23 protein-coding genes are annotated in these 19,729 nt (G+C 38.7%); 19 read left to right on the top strand and 4 right to left on the bottom strand.

Annotated elements, in window-relative coordinates; genetic code table 11:
- Positions 1–112: 112 nt before the first annotated feature.
- Positions 113–253 (bottom strand): sporulation histidine kinase inhibitor Sda, encoded by a 141-nt coding sequence (locus ABID56_RS02850; protein WP_354219094.1) that lies wholly within the window; start codon positions 251–253, stop codon positions 113–115.
- Between the two features lie 346 nt (positions 254–599).
- On the opposite strand from ABID56_RS02850, the gene ABID56_RS02845 reads away from it, so the two are divergent.
- Genes ABID56_RS02845 through ABID56_RS02810 form a run of 8 tightly spaced genes read left to right on the top strand, consistent with a single transcriptional unit; the run spans position 600 to position 5,585 of the window.
- Positions 600–1,124 carry a YqeG family HAD IIIA-type phosphatase gene (locus ABID56_RS02845; protein ID WP_354219314.1) on the top strand — a complete coding sequence of 175 codons (525 nt, stop codon included), beginning with the start codon at positions 600–602 and terminating at the stop codon, positions 1,122–1,124.
- 1 nt (position 1,125) lies between these two features.
- On the top strand, positions 1,126–2,232 hold the full coding sequence (gene yqeH, locus ABID56_RS02840; RefSeq protein ID WP_354219093.1) for a ribosome biogenesis GTPase YqeH: 1,107 nt from the start codon (positions 1,126–1,128) through the stop codon (positions 2,230–2,232).
- A 19-nt stretch (positions 2,233–2,251) separates the two neighbouring features.
- On the top strand, positions 2,252–3,034 hold the full coding sequence (aroE, locus tag ABID56_RS02835) for a shikimate dehydrogenase (RefSeq protein WP_354219092.1): 783 nt from the start codon (positions 2,252–2,254) through the stop codon (positions 3,032–3,034).
- Between the two features lie 18 nt (positions 3,035–3,052).
- Positions 3,053–3,343: a ribosome assembly RNA-binding protein YhbY gene (gene yhbY, locus ABID56_RS02830; protein WP_354219091.1), complete on the top strand. Its 291-nt coding sequence runs from the start codon at positions 3,053–3,055 to the stop codon at positions 3,341–3,343.
- Positions 3,344–3,355: 12 nt separating this feature from the next.
- The gene (locus ABID56_RS02825) at positions 3,356–3,916 is read left to right on the top strand and encodes a nicotinate-nucleotide adenylyltransferase (protein ID WP_354219090.1); all 561 of its coding nucleotides are present in this window, start codon (positions 3,356–3,358) and stop codon (positions 3,914–3,916) included.
- Entirely contained in the window at positions 3,906–4,484 is a 579-nt protein-coding gene (yqeK, locus tag ABID56_RS02820) for a bis(5'-nucleosyl)-tetraphosphatase (symmetrical) YqeK (protein ID WP_354219089.1), read from the top strand. The genes ABID56_RS02825 and yqeK overlap by 11 nt, the downstream gene beginning before the upstream one ends.
- Positions 4,485–4,490: 6 nt before the next feature.
- Entirely contained in the window at positions 4,491–4,838 is a 348-nt protein-coding gene (gene rsfS, locus ABID56_RS02815; RefSeq protein WP_354219087.1) for a ribosome silencing factor, read from the top strand.
- Between the two features lie 18 nt (positions 4,839–4,856).
- The gene (locus ABID56_RS02810) at positions 4,857–5,585 is read left to right on the top strand and encodes a class I SAM-dependent DNA methyltransferase (protein ID WP_354219086.1); all 729 of its coding nucleotides are present in this window, start codon (positions 4,857–4,859) and stop codon (positions 5,583–5,585) included.
- 77 nt (positions 5,586–5,662) lie between these two features.
- On the opposite strand, the gene comER is transcribed toward ABID56_RS02810, so the two are convergent.
- A complete protein-coding gene (gene comER, locus ABID56_RS02805) occupies positions 5,663–6,490 on the bottom strand; it encodes a late competence protein ComER (RefSeq protein WP_354219084.1) in 828 nt (275 codons plus the stop codon).
- A 56-nt stretch (positions 6,491–6,546) separates the two neighbouring features.
- On the opposite strand from comER, the gene ABID56_RS02800 reads away from it, so the two are divergent.
- From ABID56_RS02800 to ABID56_RS02790, 3 genes are read left to right on the top strand one after another with little or no spacing between them, the layout of a single operon-like run.
- Positions 6,547–7,137 carry a helix-hairpin-helix domain-containing protein gene (locus ABID56_RS02800; RefSeq protein WP_354219083.1) on the top strand — a complete coding sequence of 197 codons (591 nt, stop codon included), beginning with the start codon at positions 6,547–6,549 and terminating at the stop codon, positions 7,135–7,137.
- A gap of 60 nt (positions 7,138–7,197) precedes the next feature.
- Positions 7,198–7,767, top strand: coding sequence for a ComE operon protein 2 (locus ABID56_RS02795; RefSeq protein WP_354219082.1), 570 nt, complete (start codon positions 7,198–7,200; stop codon positions 7,765–7,767).
- Between the two features lie 59 nt (positions 7,768–7,826).
- Positions 7,827–10,001, top strand: coding sequence for a DNA internalization-related competence protein ComEC/Rec2 (locus ABID56_RS02790; RefSeq protein ID WP_354219081.1), 2,175 nt, complete (start codon positions 7,827–7,829; stop codon positions 9,999–10,001).
- Positions 10,002–10,050: 49 nt separating this feature from the next.
- Here ABID56_RS02790 and ABID56_RS02785 read toward each other — a convergent pair whose 3' ends face one another.
- Positions 10,051–10,185: a YqzM family protein gene (locus ABID56_RS02785; protein WP_354219080.1), complete on the bottom strand. Its 135-nt coding sequence runs from the start codon at positions 10,183–10,185 to the stop codon at positions 10,051–10,053.
- Between the two features lie 311 nt (positions 10,186–10,496).
- Between ABID56_RS02785 and holA the strand changes: the two genes are divergently transcribed.
- Positions 10,497–11,534, top strand: coding sequence for a DNA polymerase III subunit delta (gene holA, locus ABID56_RS02780; protein ID WP_354219078.1), 1,038 nt, complete (start codon positions 10,497–10,499; stop codon positions 11,532–11,534).
- 28 nt (positions 11,535–11,562) lie between these two features.
- On the opposite strand, the gene rpsT is transcribed toward holA, so the two are convergent.
- Entirely contained in the window at positions 11,563–11,829 is a 267-nt protein-coding gene (gene rpsT, locus ABID56_RS02775; protein ID WP_354219076.1) for a 30S ribosomal protein S20, read from the bottom strand.
- 187 nt (positions 11,830–12,016) lie between these two features.
- On the opposite strand from rpsT, the gene gpr reads away from it, so the two are divergent.
- The 7 genes from gpr to grpE all read left to right on the top strand — a co-directional run bounded on the left by gpr (position 12,017) and on the right by grpE (position 19,696).
- The gene (gene gpr, locus ABID56_RS02770) at positions 12,017–13,105 is read left to right on the top strand and encodes a GPR endopeptidase (RefSeq protein WP_354219075.1); all 1,089 of its coding nucleotides are present in this window, start codon (positions 12,017–12,019) and stop codon (positions 13,103–13,105) included.
- A 65-nt stretch (positions 13,106–13,170) separates the two neighbouring features.
- Positions 13,171–14,280, top strand: coding sequence for a stage II sporulation protein P (gene spoIIP, locus ABID56_RS02765; RefSeq protein ID WP_354219074.1), 1,110 nt, complete (start codon positions 13,171–13,173; stop codon positions 14,278–14,280).
- Between the two features lie 19 nt (positions 14,281–14,299).
- Complete coding sequence (locus tag ABID56_RS02760) at positions 14,300–14,581, top strand: hypothetical protein (protein WP_354219073.1); 282 nt, start codon at positions 14,300–14,302, stop codon at positions 14,579–14,581.
- A gap of 85 nt (positions 14,582–14,666) precedes the next feature.
- The gene (lepA, locus tag ABID56_RS02755; protein WP_354219071.1) at positions 14,667–16,481 is read left to right on the top strand and encodes a translation elongation factor 4; all 1,815 of its coding nucleotides are present in this window, start codon (positions 14,667–14,669) and stop codon (positions 16,479–16,481) included.
- 232 nt (positions 16,482–16,713) lie between these two features.
- The gene (hemW, locus tag ABID56_RS02750) at positions 16,714–17,877 is read left to right on the top strand and encodes a radical SAM family heme chaperone HemW (protein WP_354219070.1); all 1,164 of its coding nucleotides are present in this window, start codon (positions 16,714–16,716) and stop codon (positions 17,875–17,877) included.
- A 76-nt stretch (positions 17,878–17,953) separates the two neighbouring features.
- Positions 17,954–18,982, top strand: a complete 1,029-nt coding sequence (hrcA, locus tag ABID56_RS02745) for a heat-inducible transcriptional repressor HrcA (protein ID WP_354219068.1) — start codon at positions 17,954–17,956, stop codon at positions 18,980–18,982.
- Between the two features lie 150 nt (positions 18,983–19,132).
- Positions 19,133–19,696, top strand: a complete 564-nt coding sequence (gene grpE / locus ABID56_RS02740) for a nucleotide exchange factor GrpE (RefSeq protein ID WP_354219066.1) — start codon at positions 19,133–19,135, stop codon at positions 19,694–19,696.
- Positions 19,697–19,729 lie beyond the last annotated feature (33 nt).

Below are 19,729 nucleotides of genomic sequence, written 5' to 3'. Positions count from 1 at the left end.
CATTATAACGATATTACAGTCCGTTTGAAAAGCAAAACTATACGCTTTTAGGTTATAAAAAAATCAGACACACGATGTATGTGTCTGATTCTAATATAGGAAGAAATTAAAATTATGACGATTCTTTTAACATATCAAATATTTTTCGTTTTTTTAATTCTCGTTCTATTAATTGGATGAAATCATCATTGAGGTTCATACGTTTTGCTTTGCGATATGAATCGATCAGCAGTTGATTGGATAAAGATTCCATAATCCGTCAGCCCTAAAGGCTGCCACCTCCTAATCTTGACTAATGTATCGTTTATATTATCATGGCTAACCGTTATCGACAATGTGATTAACATGTGATTAACATGTGTACAACTTGTTTATATCTGTTTGTTAAAATCGGTTAAAACGTGTCAAATCAAGTTAAAATATGTGCATAAACATATCCACAGGTAAAAAGATTGCAATGATTTGTCGAACGAAAAGTTGCATATGAATGATTTTTTGTTTTCATATCACAAAACAAATTAGATACGTAAAGGTAAGAATTTCTTTGAAAGATGTCGCTGGATTGTATATGATGTAAATTAGTGAGAAAATGTGATGAGGTGACGGTATTGTTAAAAAGGTTTTTACCGAATGATTATGTCAATTCGATCCATAACATCACACCAACGATGCTTAAACGTCATGGAATTAAAGGTGTGATTACGGATTTAGATAATACGTTAGTTGCGTGGGACGAGCCAAATGCCACGCAAGAGGTAGTTGAGTGGATTGAAACGCTTCGACATCATAATATCCAAGTTGTTATTATATCGAATAATAATGAAAGTCGAGTGTCATCATTCAGCTTACCATTAGATGTCCCTTTTATTTCAAAGGCGCGGAAACCGATGCAACACGCGTTCAAAAAAGCGCGACGAAATATGGGGTTGAATCGTCAAGATATAGCAGTAGTAGGGGATCAAGTGTTAACCGATGTGTTTGGTGGTAACAGAGCTCATTACCATACGATATTAGTTGTGCCGATTGTGAAAACGGATGGTTTCTTCACACGGTTTAACCGATTAGTAGAACGACGGTTATTGAAATACTTTCGCCGTAAAGGTTACTTAAACTGGGAGGATTAACATGGAAACAATTTATTGCCAAGGATGTGGCGTGAAAATACAAACTGAAGATGAAAATGCGTTAGGTTATGCACCTGTCACAGCGTTAGAGCGGGAAGATGTGATTTGTAAACGTTGTTTTCGTTTAAAGCATTATAATGAAGTGCAAGATGTCGATTTAACAGATGATGACTTCCTTGCCTTATTACATGAAATTGGAGACCATGATGGGTTAGTCGTTAATATCGTTGATTTGTTTGACGTTCACGGGAGTTTTGTCAAAGGACTCAACCGGTTTGTTGGACAAAATGATATCATATTAGTCGGCAATAAAGTCGATTTATTACCGCAATCTATTAACTTTAATAAAATTAAACATTGGTTGAAACGCGTCGCGAAAGAATTCGGTTTGAAAGTTAAAGATGTTTACCTTGTGAGTTCGACGAAGGGGACGAATATGGAAGAATGCGCGTTTGAATTAGAACGACTCCGTCAAGGTAAAGATATTTTTGTCGTCGGTTCTACAAATGTTGGGAAATCGACGTTTATTAACTATTTGATTAATCGATCCATTGATCAACATGATGTCATTACAACATCATATTTCCCTGGGACAACGTTAGGGTTTATTAATATTCCGTTAGATGATCAATCATCGTTGATCGATACGCCAGGTATCATTAACCGCCATCAAATCGCTCATTATCTACCTAAAAAAGATTTAAAAGTGATTACACCGAATAAAGAAGTCAAACCGAAAGTGTTCCAATTAGAATCAGATCAAACGTTGTTTTTTGGTGGTATAGCTCGGTTAGACATTGATAAAGTCGACGAACGTAAAGGGTTTGTTTGTTATATGTCGAATGATATTCATATCCATCGCACCAAGACAGATAAAGCAGACTTATTATATGATCAACATTTAGGCGAACTATTATCACCGCCATCTGAAGACACCATTGATGAAGTGCCGCCTTTAGAGCCGCACACGTTCCAATTAAATGCTAACCACAAACAGGATATCGTCTTCTCTGGGTTAGGCTGGGTAACAGTCCCACAAGGCAATACGTCAGTCACGGCTTATGCCCCACAAGGCGTCCGGGTTCTAATACGTGATGCCATTATTTAAATAAAAGGATGTGGACGACATGTATCGTCTCGGTTTGATTGGAGAAGCCGTTGAACAATCGAAATCGCCAGATATACACCATCATTTATTAAATGAAGCAGGCTTAACTGGTCAATATCATTTGTTCTCGATTAAGCCAACACAAATAGAAGAGACGCTTAATCAAATGCGAGATGGAGGATTCAAAGGATTCAATGTGACCGTTCCATACAAAGAAGCCATCATTCCATATCTAGATCGATTAGAAGACAGTGCTGCTGTCATGCAATCGGTCAATACGGTTAACATTAAAGATGGTGAATTGGTCGGGTATAACACGGATGGAGTTGGTTATGTTGAATCGCTTTACCGAACATACCCAAATTGGTACCAACATCGCCATGAGAATACCGTGTTAGTGCTAGGAGCAGGTGGAGCAGCTAAAGGGGTTATACATGCCTTATTGAAGCATCAAATAAACAAAGTTATTGTGGCAAATAGGACTTATACTAAAGCAGAAACCTTAGCTCAACAGTTTGATGGTGTTGAGGCCATAAGTATGAATCAAGTTGATGATGTTAAACCGCATGTCGACTTAATCCTCAATACGACTCGAGTTGGTATGACCCCAAATGATCATGAGTTAGTCATCTCTCTCGATCGTGTTCCGGATCATGTCATAATCAGTGACATTATTTATCAACCGACATGGACGCCATTACTCAAAGAAGCGAAAGAACGTGGTCACTGCTTACTTTTCGGTGAATCCATGTTATACTATCAAGCGGTTAAAGCATTTGAAATATGGACGAACGAATCATGACATAGGAGGAGACCATTCGTGTTAACAGGAAAACAAAAACGCTATTTAAGAAAACATGCTCATCACTTATCGCCTTTATTTCAAGTCGGTAAGAGTGGTATTAATCACAATATGATCGACCAAATTGATGAAACGTTAGAAAAACGTGAATTAATAAAAGTATCGGTTTTGCAGAACAATTTTGAAGACAAAGATGATATAGCAGAACAAATTGCTCAAGGAACAGATGCGGAAATCGTCCAAACAATTGGTAATATCATTGTTTTATACCGTGAATCGGCAGAGCAGTCACAGTATGACTTACCATAAGGGTGTGATATGATGCGGCAAATTGCGTTATTCGGTGGAACGTTTGACCCCCCACATGTCGGTCATTTAACGGTTTGTCACGCTGTGTTAGACCAATTAGAAGTAGATGAAGTGTGGTTAATGCCGACGTATCAACCGCCTCATAAAGAACCAGCTCGTGCATCGTTTGACCATCGTGTCGCCATGTTGCACACACTAGTGAGAAATGAAGAACAAATACGTGTCACCACGATCGAGAGTGAACGTCAAGGTTTGTCATATACCGTTGATACGATCAAAGACTTACAACACCGTTATCCAAATGACACATTTTATTTTGTCATTGGTGGCGATATGGTTGATTATTTGCCTAAATGGTACGGTATTGAAGAATTGCGGTCATTGATCCAATTCGTCGGTGTATCGCGTCCCGGCTCATTATTTCGTGATCAAACGGTGCAACAAATAAAAATGGAAGATGTTGATGTGTCTTCAACGTCTATTCGCCAACAATTAGCGCAAATGAGTCAACCTGATGGACTGCCTGTTTCTGTTTTAGATTATATAAAGGAGCATCATTTATATGAATGTTGAAGCTGCTTTAGCTGAAACGAAAAAAACATTATCGTTAAAACGATATGAACATGTTGAGCGTGTAACGGATACAGCGCTCTATTTAGCTGAAAAATATGGAGCGGATCGAGATAAAGTAGGGTTAGCAGCCGCGTTACATGATTACGCTAAACATATGGATCGTGAATTGCTCAAACACTGGATTGTAACGTCGAATGATATCCCGAAAGATTTATTAGATTATCATCATGAATTATGGCATGGACCTGTTGGAGCTAAGATGGTCAAGCAGTGGTTCATGATTGACGACATTGATGTGTTAGGGGCCATAACGTGGCACACAACAGGTCATGTACAGATGAGTCTAATTGAAAAAATCGTCTTTTTAGCTGATTATATTGAGCCAGGACGCGATTTCGAACCTGTTCATGAAGCGAGACGATTAGCAGAGCATGATATCGACCAGGCTTGTCAGTATGCGTTACAACAAACGATTTATTTTTTAATGAGTAAAGGGCAACCTGTTTATCCTGAAACATTTCATGCATATAATGCACTAACGATGAGTTTGAATCAAAATGGAGGTTAATAAAATATGGAAAGTTTAGATTTGTTGAACATCGCGGCGCAAGCGTGTGATGATAAGCGCGCAGAAAACTTGGTCGCACTAGACATGAGAGATGTATCATTAATTGCTGATTATTTTTTAATCTGTCATGGTAGCAATGAGCGTCAAGTTGAAGCGATTAGTAAAGGGATTAAAGATGCTGTTGAAGAAGAAGGCATCGAGGTGAAACGAATTGAAGGAAAAGATGATGCGCGCTGGGTGTTAGTAGACTTAGATGATGTCGTCGTTCATATTTTCCATGCGGAAGAACGTCAGTACTATAATTTAGAAAAATTATGGGGCGATGCAGACGAAGTATCGATTTCTGTTTCGTAATTGATCATGTATAAAAATATGGCTTACGTTTATGACGAATTAATGAATGATGTCCCGTACGAGAATTGGGAACTGTTCACTAGGCAAACGATTGATAAGTATTTTACAACATCCCCTGAGCGCATACTCGATGTTGGCTGTGGGACGGGTGAATTAACATTGAAATTAGCTGGTTTGTCTCAAGAAATCGTTGGACTAGACCAGTCACAAGATATGATTGATGTCGCACAACAAAAATCTTTTGAATTACAGAAGGAATGTCATTGGATACAAGGGGATGCGCGACAATTTCAGTTAAATCAAACGTTTGATATGGTCGTCAGTTATCTCGATGTTATGAACTATATGGTCGAGCCGAATGACTTGTTTCAAACGTTTCAAACTATTTATCAACATTTGAATGCTGGTGGATTGTTCGTATTTGATAGTCATTCGATTCATTATATTGAATTGTTAATCGAATCGGAAATGTTTGCTGATATTCGAGATAATGTGTCGTATGTATGGTTAACGGAACCCGGTGAACATCGTGGTGAAATCAATCACGATTTGACCTTCTTTGTACAAGAAGAGGATGGACGATACACTCGATTCGATGAATCCCATCGCCAACGCGTTTTCACCATAGATGATATGAGAGAATGGTTGCATCAAGCAGGTTTTAAGTTATTGTCTGTAGTAGGTGACTGGGGACAAACGGAAGACCTTGATGAAGCTGATCGCTTGTTTTATATTTGTCAAAAGTAAACATAATGGAAGCAACCGGTAAGGTGTACTTAACGGTTGCTTTTTTTGTAGAATCGATTAAAATATAAGTAATATCACTATGTGAAAAGATTCAACCATTCATCGACGTGTTGCTTTTCTTGATTGAATTTGGCATGTGTATGTTTGAATACGTCGTGAAATCCTACTGGAACACTCTTCTCTAATCCTTTCATACCAACACCCGTTATACCTCCTTTAACCATCACTTTTTCTTTTAAGGACGCTAACGTAACATCATCGTCATTTAATAATGCCCCGTAACCGATGATCGTTGAAGCCATGAGTGAGTGAGCTGTCTCGCTATCAATTGATGTTTCATCGACGGCTGCTTCGATTAATGTTTCGAGTAAATAACTAATAAATGCCGGGCCACAGCTTACGATATCTGATGCCACCCTCACCTGTTCTTCACTTACTTCCACTGGGGTCGAAAAGAGTTTGCACGTTTGCCATAAGCCCCATTTCATCTCTTCTGTAATGGAATCATTGAATGTTAAAAGCGTTGTCCCTTGCATCGCTTGATTCGTAACACTTGGGATAAGTCTAGCTGTTTGACATGGGAGTAAATGTTGAAGGTCATCGGCTGAAATAGAACTCGTAATTGATACAACTAGTTGATCGTCTGAAACTTGATGTTCAAGCCGTTTTGCAACTGTTATAATATCTTTCGGTTTTGTGCACAAAAGAATGATATCACATGACGCTGCCATCGCATCGACGGTTTGTAATATGTGAAGGTTAGGATATGTTTCTTTTTGACGATACGCTTTCAGTAACGTTCGATTATGAATGTAAATGTGTTGTTGGTCTACAGCTTGACTGTCTATTAAAGCTTTGAGCAACACTGTTCCCATATTACCTGTCCCGATAATTCCCCAATTCATATTAATCCTCCTCCAAAACCAACTTATCTCTATATATATGATAGAAGGTGAAAAACATGTTAATACCGAAAAAATGGATTATTATTATCGTAATCGTGATGTGTGTCATGTTAGTTAGTTTCATTCAGTCATCACAAGATTCAAATGAAGTTGATATGACGATTGCGCAAGAAGAAACAACGGTGCTTGAGGACGACAGTCAAGTTGAACAGGGTGATGTTCAAAAGGAGTGGCTTGTTGATATAAAAGGGGCTATCAATATTCCGGGTGTTTATCATATGAAAGAAGGTGATCGTGTCGTTGATGTCATTGAAACAGCGGGCGGGCTGACTGATGATGCAGATAGTTATCAAGTTAATTTAGCTCAACTTGTTTATGATGAAATGGTGATTGTCGTACCTTTTCAACAAGAAAACGGAGAAGTGTCGTCAGTTGACATGACGATTGATCAAGACAAAATTAGAATCAATCATGCTTCGGTCGATGAATTGACGGTTTTACCCGGAATTGGCAATGCTAAAGCGCAAACAATTATTGACTATCGTGATGAGCATGGGCCGTTTCAATCACCAGAAGACCTTTTGAACATTAGTGGTATAGGAGAAAAAACATTAGAACGCATACGTGATGATATTATGGTTCCTTAATATGACTCTTTACGTCATACAGACGGTTCTATACAATAAATATAAAAAGGAGGCACGAGAATGGAACGAATTTCTTGGGATCAGTATTATATGTCACAAAGTCATTTACTGGCGTTACGCAGTACGTGTGAACGGTTGGCTGTCGGCGCAACGATTGTACGTGATAAACGTGTTATAGCAGGCGGTTATAATGGAAGTCCATCTGGAAGTGTTCATTGTATTGATGAAGGGTGTAAAGTGATTGACGGCCATTGTGTTCGAACGATTCATGCTGAAGTTAATGCTATATTACAGTGCGCTAAGTTTGGTGTTGCGACAGAAGGTGCCGAAATTTATGTCACGCATTTTCCGTGTTTGAATTGTTGTAAAACCATTATTCAAAGCGGTATCCAAAAAATCTTTTATGCACATGATTATAAGAATCACCCTTATGCGATCGAACTATTAGAAGAAGCGGGTGTTGAATATGAGAAAGTCGAATTAGACTATTTACATATTGATACGAACACGAAAGACAAGCTTTATTTCATGACGTCTTTAATTGAGAAATTAGAAGAACGAGGAGCGAGTGATGAAGAGCTGCAAGATTTGAGAATGAAAGCGAACCAATTATTTACGTATTCTGACTAACGATAATGCGCGGACATTGGTATATTATCGTTTTAAGTTATATAGCAGGTTATTTGCCGATGAGCTTAGCGTTTGGTGTTATGGGCATCGTCCTGTATTTGTTTTGGGCGATATTATACAAACGTTTAAGCTTATTGATCGCCTGCTTGATCCTCTTCACGCTCTCGTTATGGCACACCCCCTCACCTCAAATATTATCCCCGATAAAGAATGAAATACGTTATCATCAATCTGCACACATCATATCTGATCGTCAAATTCACAAACAGTCTCATTCTTATATGGTCCAGTTAGACAATGGTAGTCGTGCTCAACTATTTTTTCCTAAAGATGTAGCTTTACCGAATGTTAAACACGGAGCAACATGTCAACTGGATGCAACGTTAACACCCCCAACAACTGCAACAAACCCAGGTCAATTTGATTATGCTCATTATTTGACGACACAAGGCATCGTGGCAACGAGTTATCATCCGATGCTATATGATTGTGAAGGTGCATCAATCCTGTCGTATATTCATGATTATCGACACTGGCTGATTGAAGCAATAAATACACATTATCAACAAGAGACAGTTGCTTGGCTCACGGCGCTTATCTTCGGTGACCGAGCGTTGTTACAAGATGAGGTCATTGACACGTTTCAATTTTGGAATTTATCTCATTTATTAGCGATCTCAGGATTACACGTTGGTTTAACGTTAGGTCTTTTTTATATTATGTTGCAACGTGTGATTCGATTGCCACGCGAACTCGTTAAGTTGCTTTTATTAGTGGTGATACCACTCTATATTGTCATAGCAGGAGCTAATCCACCAGTTATTAGAGCGGGTATGATGGCGTCATTGTTTTTAGTGCTTTCGTTTTTAAACAAACGGTTAGATGCAACAGATGTGTTATCCATTGTTTGTTTAGTCGTGTTATGGGTGAATCCCTTTTTAATGTTTCAAGTCGGGTTTCAATTTTCGTTTGCTGTAACATTAGCGTTAATATTATCAAAGCGTTTACTTATGCGTTACGATCATTGGCTTTGGCAGTCCTTAATTATTAGTATCGTGAGTCAGTTAGCGATCTTACCTATTCAATTAACTCATTTTTACTTTACGAATGTGTTATCGCCTTTAGCAAATTTAGTGATGATTCCGTTTTATACGGTGGTTATTATACCGTTCAGTTTGTTGTTATTGTTATTTGTTTGGTTTCCGTTGTCGATTGTGAAGCCTCTTGAAACGATGTATTTAACAATTCAAGAGTGGATGATACAAATGTTTTATGTAGTCGGGCAACCTGATGTCGCGATTTGGGTGACAGGCGTTCCGCATTTAGTTGCTATAATCTTGTTTTATGCCGGGTTATTAATCATGATGCGTAGTTGGGAAGAAGGGAGGTTAACTTTTGCTGGCCTGACTGCTTCTGCGACGATTATCATACTAATTGTGAATCAAATGATGCCGTATTGGGATCGTAGTTCTAACATCACGATGCTTGATGTCGGTCAGGCGGAGGCGATTGTGGTGGAATTGCCCCATCGTGAAGGGGTGTTTATCTTTGATGTTGGTGAAGAAGTATCATTTCAGTCTGAGGTAACAGATGATAATTATCAAACGATTATTAAACCGTTTTTATGGTCGAAGGGTATCCGTCATGTTGATGCCGTTTGGTTAACCCATTTCGATTATGATCATGTTGCATCAGCTCCTCACTTCATAAACGATTTCAGTCCTGATTTTGTTTTCACCCATCCATTTGGAGAGCATGCAGATGCTTTGGACATAGAAAACACCTTCCCATTAAAAGCGGGTGATTCGATCAAGTGGAAAGACACGCAGTTTAGCGTGCTGGCACCGTCTAAAGATTTCGTATTTGAAGAAGAGAATGAACGGTCGCTCGTTGTACTTATTGACCATCCAGATTGGTCATTGCTTATGACTGGCGATACGACAGAAAGTGTGGAGGAAGAATTAATTCATCGAGGTGTTCTGACGGATGTCGATATCTTAAAAGTGGCACATCACGGTAGTCAGTCGTCATCTTCGTTTGACTTTTTAGATGTGACAAGTCCTGACGTTGCGCTCATATCAGCGGGTCGAAACAACCCTTATAACCACCCTTCTCCAGAAGTTTATGAACGACTCGTAGACGAAGGGATCGATGTTTACAGAACAGATCAAAACGGCGCGATTATGATTGAAGTTAAAAATGGACAACGTACTGTTGCACCATTTTTGCCATAAGATAAATAAAAAGAGGCTAATGATATTAGCCTCTTTTAAGAAGATCCATTTAGTTTGCGAAGAGCGTAAAAATTGTACCAATCGCAAAGATTAAAAAGAAGAAAATGAACGAAAAGCCAAATCCTTTAATGGAATCGACAACATCATTATTTTTTGATTGTACATCATGTTCGAAATCGTTCACGACCATCCCTCCTACATCAATAACAGTATAAGTGATTCAACGTCAAAAATCTATACATTTTGTTGAATGTCAAAAATTTGTGACCTTTTCGTCGCTGATTGTTAAGAACTAACAGCGATAATTATCGTTTATATCTCACATACTTATTATAACAGCAAATAACGCTAAAAACAAAGGTTCCCGGGCATTTGTTTTTAGTGTTTATATAGATCTTGGGAGGGGCCTGAATGTTACGGCTCCTCTCTTTGTGTGATTCAACTCTTGTGCCATAAGCATAATCAGTATACGATAACGATAGAGGAGGACATACTATGCACGCACAACAATTTGTTGACCAAAAAACGATTTCTTTAGCTCCTATTTATGTACTTTATGGACAAGAATCATTTTTTATACAACAAGCAACTGAAAAAATTACTAACAAAATTCAAACGATTGATCCAGAGGCTGACGAGCAACGATTTGATATGGAGACGACCCCTGTCCAAGAAGCCATTCATGATGCTGAGACATTTCCTTTTTTTAGTGATCATAAAATGGTGATCATTAATCGAGCGAGTTTTTTGACGGGGCAGTCGAAACAAGAGGTTGAACATGATGTGGATGTATTAATGGATTATGTGACACAACCGACGGATTTTACGACGCTGATTATTATTGCACCTTATGAAAAATTAGATCAACGACGTAAAATCGTTAAACAATTAAAAGAATCGGCTCAAATGATTGATTGTTCGCCGCCTAATGTTTATGATATGCAGTCTTTTATTAAGCAAATGGCTGACAATCATCATTTATCGCTACCTCAAAACGTAATTGATTTGTTAGTTGAGCGCGTGGGTGACCACATTCATGCCTTGCAATCAGAACTACATAAATTATCGTTATATTTTGACGATCGACCGATTAATGACGAAGAAGCTGAAACATTAATCAGCACCTACGCCGAGACGAGCACGTATTCATTAATCGATGCGTTAGTTGAGAATCGTTTAGGGGATGCGTTAAATATTTTGAAGGAATTGCGGAAGCAAAATGAGGAACCGATTGCATTGTTGGCGCTTGTCGTCTCGCAAGTTCGACTAATACTACAGTGCAAATTGTTGAAACGAAAAGGCTATCAACAACAACAAATTGCGAAACAAGTTCGTGTGCATCCATATGCGGTTAAAATGGCGATGAAGCGGGAGCGGTTTTTTACAGAACAAGCATTAAAATCGGCGATTAGTGATGCGGCTCATACGGATGAAAAATTAAAAACAGGACAACTTGATAAATGGCTGGCATTAGAATTGTATTTACAATCTGTTGCAACTCATTTACCAAAGACACAAAAAAACGTTCGCTAGTGACATAGCGAACGTTTTTTGTGTCTAATTACTTAACTAGACTGTTAACTTTTTGCATTAACTTGCTCTTCTTACGATTACCATTGTTTTTATGAATAATGCCACGTTGAACTGCTTTATCGATTTTACTTGTTGCAGTTTGTAGAAGACGCTTTGCTTCATCTACGTCTTTGTTACGAACTGCTTTTTCAACACGCTTAGCAGCTGTACGCATATCTGAACGAGGTTCGATATTACGTTCACGCTTGTCAGCATTAATGCGAATTCGTTTTTCACCTTGTGGATTGTTAGCCATTTCTTTCACCTCCTGATGAATATATCCGTGCCAATTCATTCGTATCTTGGACAAGGGTCATTTTATCAAAGCGTTCGCTAGTTTTCAATAGTTTACTGTCAAGAAGATACACTTGTCGTTTAAAAATAGACGTAATGGGTGACACTAATTCGTGTCAAACTGTTTGATATGAAAGGTGGAATCGCTGATGAAACATGTAAAGCCAAGGACGGACCTTGCGATTGAAGCACGTGATATGTTTGTCGAGCAAAATCCAGATAAGAAAGAAGAACTCGATGGTATTACGATTAAAACGTTTGAAGAAGATGAGATTAAACTAACACGAGTCAAAATTGATGACAAAGGGGCTGAAAGGGTTGGGAAATCGGCTGGCCGTTACGTCACAATTGAATCCCATTTGATGCGCCAATTAGACGATGAAGTCCAAAAGCAATTAGCAATATTGGTCGCTAATGAGTTAGAACGATTGCTAGAGTTTCACGATATTCACCCTGACCAAATGGGTCTTATCGTAGGGCTTGGTAATGATTACGTCACACCAGATGCGTTAGGGCCACAAGTGACGAAAAAGGTGTACGTCACGAATCATTTGTTTCAGTTGCAACCTGAACGTGTCGAAAAAGGTTATAGACCAGTTACAGCCTTTACGCCAAGTGTGATGGGGTTGACGGGTGTCGAAACGACGGATTTAATTTTTGGTGTCGTTGAAAAGATACAACCCGATTTTATTATTGCGATAGACGCGTTGGCAGCTCGTTCAATTGATCGCGTTAATACCACGATACAACTTTCTGATACAGGTATTCATCCAGGTTCAGGGGTCGGAAATGACCGGAAAGAAGTGAGTCAAAAAACGCTTAATGTTCCGGTTTTTTCGATAGGAATACCGACTGTTGTTGATGCGGTGACGATCACAAGTGACACGATTGATTACGTCTTGAAACATTTCGGAAGAGAAATGAATGAGCAAGATGACGCAAGCAAAGCGTTAACCCCTAGTGGTATGACATTTGGTGAACGCAAGACATTAACAGATGACGACTTACCTGATTCTGAAGCTCGCGAACGTTATTTAGGTGTCATTGGGCAACTGAATGAAGATGAAAAAAGACAATTAATCAAAGAAGTGTTAGATCCGATTGGACATAATCTGATCGTGACGCCAAAAGAAGTGGACGATGTCATTGTTCACATGGCGAAATTAGTAGCTTCTAGTTTAAACCAAGGCTTACATCATGCTGTGAAACCTGAAAATGCTAAAGATTTTTTGAAGTAGAGGTTCTACCTTTTCAACTAATCACATAACGTTTAATAGAACGTTAATAGAGAGGTTGAAAAGGTATGACCAAACGCTATCGGAATCTAGCTTATTTCATTAAAACTGTAAAGCATCAACCTATAACGATATTTATAACATGTTTTATCTGTTTATGGTTATGTGTTCCAACACTTGCAAAAATAGCACCAGAACCATCGACCAATATACTGCATGAGTGGGTTCAAGACATAGAAGGCTCTTCACTTACCTCATTGTTGTCGTTTGATCAACCGATTATGTCTGACGTGTCACCAGAAAATGCTCAAACGCTAACAATGTCCAATATCTTAATCCCTTTAATTACGAACTCCCCTTATCAAGATTTGCGTTTGTTATTTGGGCATGAATTACCGAATTTCCCTGGTCACGGAGATCAGATTGCGATAGCAGGAAGTGGTACTAATTATTTCACGACGGCCGTTGAATCTGCACCACCTGATTATATATTTGAACAAGATGAAGAGATAGATCAAGACGAACAACGAAGTGGCGATGAGTACAACCAACAGCGAGTTTATATTTATAATACACATAATCGAGAAGGTTTTTTACCTTACCTTGACGACGATGCAACGAGTAATGAAGCCTATAGTCACAAGAATAATGTTGTTGATTTAAGCGTGGAGTTGCAAAGTCAATTACAAGATGATGGCGTAGAAACGTATGTCGAGACGACTGATTTTTATCAAACCTTACAGCAAGAAGGCCTTGATTACGGTGATTCATATGATGTTGCAAGACGTACGTTGTCTGAAATTGATGATAATGGCGAAACAGAATACTATATTGATATTCATCGAGATGCCCAGCCACATCGTATAACGACGACAACTATCAATGGAAAGAAAGCCGCAAAACTCATGTTTGTTGTTGGCGGAGAACATGAAGATTACGAAGCGAACCTGTCTTTTGCAGCTGAGTTACATGACATGCTAGAAAAACGATATCCGACGTTAAGTCGAGGGGTCCAAGTCAGTCAAGGCGCTGGAACGAATGGTGTGTTTAATCAAGACATTTCAGATCAGAAACTACTCTTAGAAGTCGGTGGCGTTGATAACAATTTTGACGAAATGAACTATAGTCTTGAGCTGTTTGCGGATGTATTCGTGGATTATATCGAGCAACAACAATAGTGGTGGAAGAGGTGTTTCGATGCGTTTAATTATTTGGGTATTGGTCATTGTTTTGATCTTTCAATTCGGTTTCGAAGTTGGACATGGTGACGAGCAAGAGAAAGTGAACGTGATTGAAGAACATGAACACGAAACAGGATCCTCTAAAACATTTGACCAAAAACATCAAGATGTTATGAATGAAGCTGAAGAGGATGAAGGTGGTCTATTTCATGTGGCTCAATTGTTGGAAGAGTATATCAAAACGATTTTTGCCACGATCTTTCATGTTTTATATCGCTTAGCTGTAACGTTTGGTTGACGACAAAAAATAGATTTGAATTGAATATCACCTGTGGTATTGCTATAATCGAGCTAGCGAATGGACGTATACAGGAGTGGTAAATTTGACTAATGAAAGACAACAACACATTCGAAACTTTTCGATTATCGCGCATATTGATCACGGCAAATCGACATTGGCCGATCGAATATTAGAAAAAACGAAAGCGTTATCTGATCGTGAAATGAAAGAACAATTTCTCGATGGAATGGATTTAGAGCGTGAACGCGGAATTACGATTAAATTAAACTCAGTTCAATTAGAATACGGTGCTAGTGATGGGGAGAACTATATTTTCCACTTGATCGATACACCAGGGCACGTCGATTTTACATATGAAGTGTCACGTAGTTTAGCGGCTTGTGAAGGGGCTATTCTCGTTGTCGACGCAGCTCAAGGAATCGAAGCGCAAACATTAGCGAACGTTTATTTAGCATTGGATAATGATTTAGAAATCATTCCAGTCATCAATAAAATTGATCTTCCAAGTGCTGATGTTGATCGGGTTAAACAAGAAATTGAAGATGTCATCGGTATTGATGGTGATGAGGCTATCTTAGCTTCTGCGAAAGATGGTAAAGGAATAGACGAGATTATGGAACGCATCGTAACCGATATTCCAGCGCCAGCTGGTAAGGAAGATGACCCGACACGCGGGTTGATTTTTGACTCATTATACGACCCTTACCGTGGTGTCATCGCTTATACATGTGTCAAAGAAGGTTCTATTAAAATCGGCGACAAAATCCAGATGATGCAAACGGGAAAAGAATTCGAAGTGAATGACATGGGCGTTTTCACACCGAATGCTGTCCGTAAAAAAGAATTGTCTGTTGGTGACGTTGGGTTTTTAACAGCTTCTATCAAAAATGTGAAGGATACACGTGTAGGTGATACAATCACGCTTGCCAACAATCCGGCTGATGAACCATTACCAGGTTACCGTCGCTTGAATCCGATGGTTTTCTGTGGTTTATTCCCGGTTAGTGCTGACAATTACAACGATTTGCGTGAAGCTTTAGAACGTTTGGAGCTAAATGATTCGTCCTTACAATATGAACCTGAGTCATCACAAGCGTTAGGGTTCGGTTTCCGTTGTGGCTTTTTAGGGTTATTACACATGGAAATCATCCAAGAACGGATTGAACGCGAATTTAATATTCAATTAATTACGACAGCACCGAGTGTTATTTATGAAGTAGAATTAACAGACGGGAACACAATTGAGATTGAGAACCCTGCTCACATGCCTGACACACAACAAGTTAATGAAGTTCGCGAGCCGTTTGTGACAGCTTCTATTATGGTGCCGAATGATTATGTCGGACCAGTTATGGAGATTTGTCAGAAGAAGCGTGGTGAATATTCGGACATGCAATATATGGACGAAAACCGCGTTAATATCGTTTATGATATTCCATTATCGGAAATTGTGTACGATTTCTTCGACCGATTGAAATCGCAAACGAAAGGTTACGCATCGTTTGATTACGAACTTAAAGGTTATAAACCATCGAACCTAGTGAAAATGGATATTTTATTAAACGGCGAAACCATTGATGCGTTATCCTTTATTGTTCACCGAGATTTCGCTTATCATCGCGGTAAACAAATTGCAGAAAAATTAAAAGAGCTCATTCCGAGACAACAATTCGAAGTGCCGGTACAAGCAGCAATCGGTAATAATGTCATTGCTCGCTCGACAATTAAAGCCATGCGTAAAAACGTCTTATCGAAGTGTTATGGCGGTGACATTACTCGTAAGCGTAAATTGTTAGAGAAACAGAAAGAAGGTAAACAGCGGATGAAAATGGTCGGTAAAGTTGAAATCCCGCAAGAAGCCTTTATGTCTGTTTTAGAGATGGATGATGATAATTAAGCGAAACGACGAAAGCTTGGGACAGTAAGTTATTTTTTACAATCTATAAGAGTTAGAAAATAACGTTAGTTAAGTACTTATGAAGCGTTTTGATGGAGCGTCATTTAAGCAGAGAACCCGAACGATTTATTTTTTATTAAAATTGTTCGGGTTTTACTTTGCCTTATAAGTTTTTTAAGCTCTTTCCGTTGTTTTGAGTGGAATGACACAGAGAGAGGAAAGAAGGGGTAAAATGGAACCGAAAGCTGTTTATATACACATACCGTTTTGTCATGAAATCTGTCATTATTGTGATTTCGCGAAAATGTACTATGACGAAGAAACAGCAACACACTATTTAACATCATTACATCAAGAAATGGCGATGTATATTACGGACGGCCCGATAGATGTGGACACGATTTACATTGGTGGAGGTACGCCAACTGCCTTAAACCCATCGCAGCTTGAACGATTATTTCAAACGATTCATCAGTTTATTAATACATCAAGCGTCGAAGAATGGACAATTGAGGCGAATCCAGGTGAATTTCAAGAGGAGCATGTTCGTTTAATGGCTGAATACGGCGTGAACCGCGTTTCTTTAGGAGTACAAGTACTCGATGATGACTACTTACAACAGTTGAATCGTATCCACTCAGTAGAAGATGTTAGCTATTCAGTCGATATGCTGAAGCAATACGACTTAACGAATATTAGTATGGATTTTATATATGCATTACCGAATCAATCGGTTGAGCACTTCCGCCAAACGTTGGAACAAGCTTTAGCATATGATTTACCGCATTATTCATCATACGCTTTACAAATTGAACCGAAAACGGTCTTTTATATGCGCTATCAAAAAGGTCAATTAACGAAGCCACCAGAAGAAGATGAAGCGGAAATGTACAATACATTAGTCGAGATGATGGCTGAAAAAGGGTTGAGCCATTATGAAGTTAGTAATTTTGCCAAACCAGGATACGAAAGTCGCCATAACTTAACGTATTGGGCGAATGTTCCGTATTATGCTTTTGGAGCTGGAGCCCACGGTTATTTAGACGGTGAGAGGTATGTGAATATTAGACCTGTTAACCATTATCAAGATTATATTGCAAATGGATCAAAGCCTGTCGTTCATCGGGAACCTATTACATTAAAAGAGCAAGTGGAAGAAGAAATGTTTTTAGGTTTACGTCGTGATGTAGGAGTGTCTGATGGAACGTTTTATAACCGTTATGGTTTTTCGTTTTTTGATCTTTACCAAGAAGAAATTGACCGCTTGAAACAAAAAGGTTGGCTCATTCAAGATGGCAATCGAATCGCTTTAACGCATGACGGCATGTTATTCGGTAATGACGCATTTTCATCGTTCTTAATTGATGATACAACATGGAATAAAGTTTTCAATTGACAGCCTAAAATGATTTTGATAACTTATACTTAGCATTAGCACTCGATAGGTTTGAGTGCTAACAGGGGTGATGCAGATGCTTACTGATCGACAAGCACTCATTTTGCAAGTGATCATTGATGAGTTCATTGAAATAGCTCAGCCAATCGGATCACGTAACATTGCAAAGAAGGACCATATTTCATACAGTCCAGCTACTATTCGTAATGATATGGCTGATTTGGAAGATGGGGGTTATTTAACAAAGACACATAGCTCTTCTGGACGAGTGCCGTCTGAGAAAGGCTATCGCTTTTATGTTGATCATATGTTGTCGCCGTTTAAATTGTCGCGACAAGAATTAGATGTGATTAAATCACAGTTTAATGATCGTATGATTGAAATGGAGAAAGTGATGCAAAACTCAGCACACATGTTGTCAGAATTAACGCAGTATACAACGCTCGTGTTAGGCCCAGAAGTTTATGAAACGAAGTTAAAACAACTGCAAATTCTTCCGATTAATAAACAGTCAGCGATTGCGATTTTAGTAACGGACACTGGGCATGTTGAGCATCGTTCCTTTGCAGTCCCACATTCGATTGATCATAGCGATTTAGAAAAAGTCGTCAACATTCTCAATGAGAAATTGGTGGGTGTTCCGATCGTTTACCTAGATCGCATGATCGAAAGTGAAGTATTAGACTTATTAAATCGTTATACGTCGAATTATCAAAAATCGTATGACTTGATTCATAACGCCCTTTTTGGACATCAAACATCGAGTTTGTATGTCAGTGGCAAATCGAATATTTTAATGCAGCCGGAATTTAATGATATTGAAAAAGCAAGGTCGTTATTTAACGTCATGGAAAGTGAAGAAACGATAGCACCTATGCTTAAGGCAGATAAGGAAGGCATTCGTATTTCGATTGGTCACGAAAACGATATGGAAGCGATGAATCATTGTACATTGATTACAGCGACGTATTCGATGGGACAAGAACAAATTGGAACGATTGCGCTGTTAGGCCCAACACGTATGGAATATGCTAAAGCCATTTCGTTACTCGATACGTGGTCTCGTCATATGACGCAGTCTTTACACAAGTGGTTTAAAGATTAAGACAGCGGGTAAAATGGTAAATGGCTATGATAAAACTGTGAAGCTTGGCATCACTTAAAAGCCAAGTTTCTTTGTGCGAGTCTTTTGTTTAAGTTTAAAACATGGTATATTAAACAATTGGTGAAAACGAAGGAGTAGGAGGTGACTGTTATGAACGACGAAACAAAACAAGAAAACGTGACTGAAGAGGAAGTAGAACAGACTGAACAAACAGAAGAAGTCAACGAAACTTCAACTGATCAAGAGCAGTCTGAAACTGAAGAATTGTCAGAAGTAGAACAATTACAACAGGAAAATGAAGCCTTACAGGAGCGTTTAGCTCGTTTGCAAGCTGACTTTGATAATTTCAGCCGTCGCTCAAAGAAAGAGCGGGAAGCGGATCTGAAATATAAATCTCAAGACTTAGCAAATGATTTAATTCCAGTCGTTGATAACTTTGAACGTGCACTACAAGTCGATGTTAATGATGAAACGACAGAATCTTATGCTGAAGGTATGAAAATGGTTTATAACCAACTGAAACAAGCATTAGTTGATCATGGCATCGAAGAAATTGAATCAGAGGGTGCACAATTTGATCCGCAAAAACATCAGGCCGTCATGCAAGTTAGTGAGGACGGTTATGAATCAAATCAAATTATTGAAGTAATGCAAAAAGGTTATCAATTAAAAGATCGCGTTATTCGACCAGCAATGGTGAAAGTTAACGAATAAATGTAATTTTGAAGGTATGAAGGAGGAACTTTA

This window comes from Alkalibacillus flavidus (genome assembly GCF_040545925.1).
Lineage (GTDB): Bacteria > Bacillota > Bacilli > Bacillales > Alkalibacillaceae > Alkalibacillus > Alkalibacillus flavidus.
This window is presented reverse-complemented; position numbering and strand designations above follow the sequence as displayed.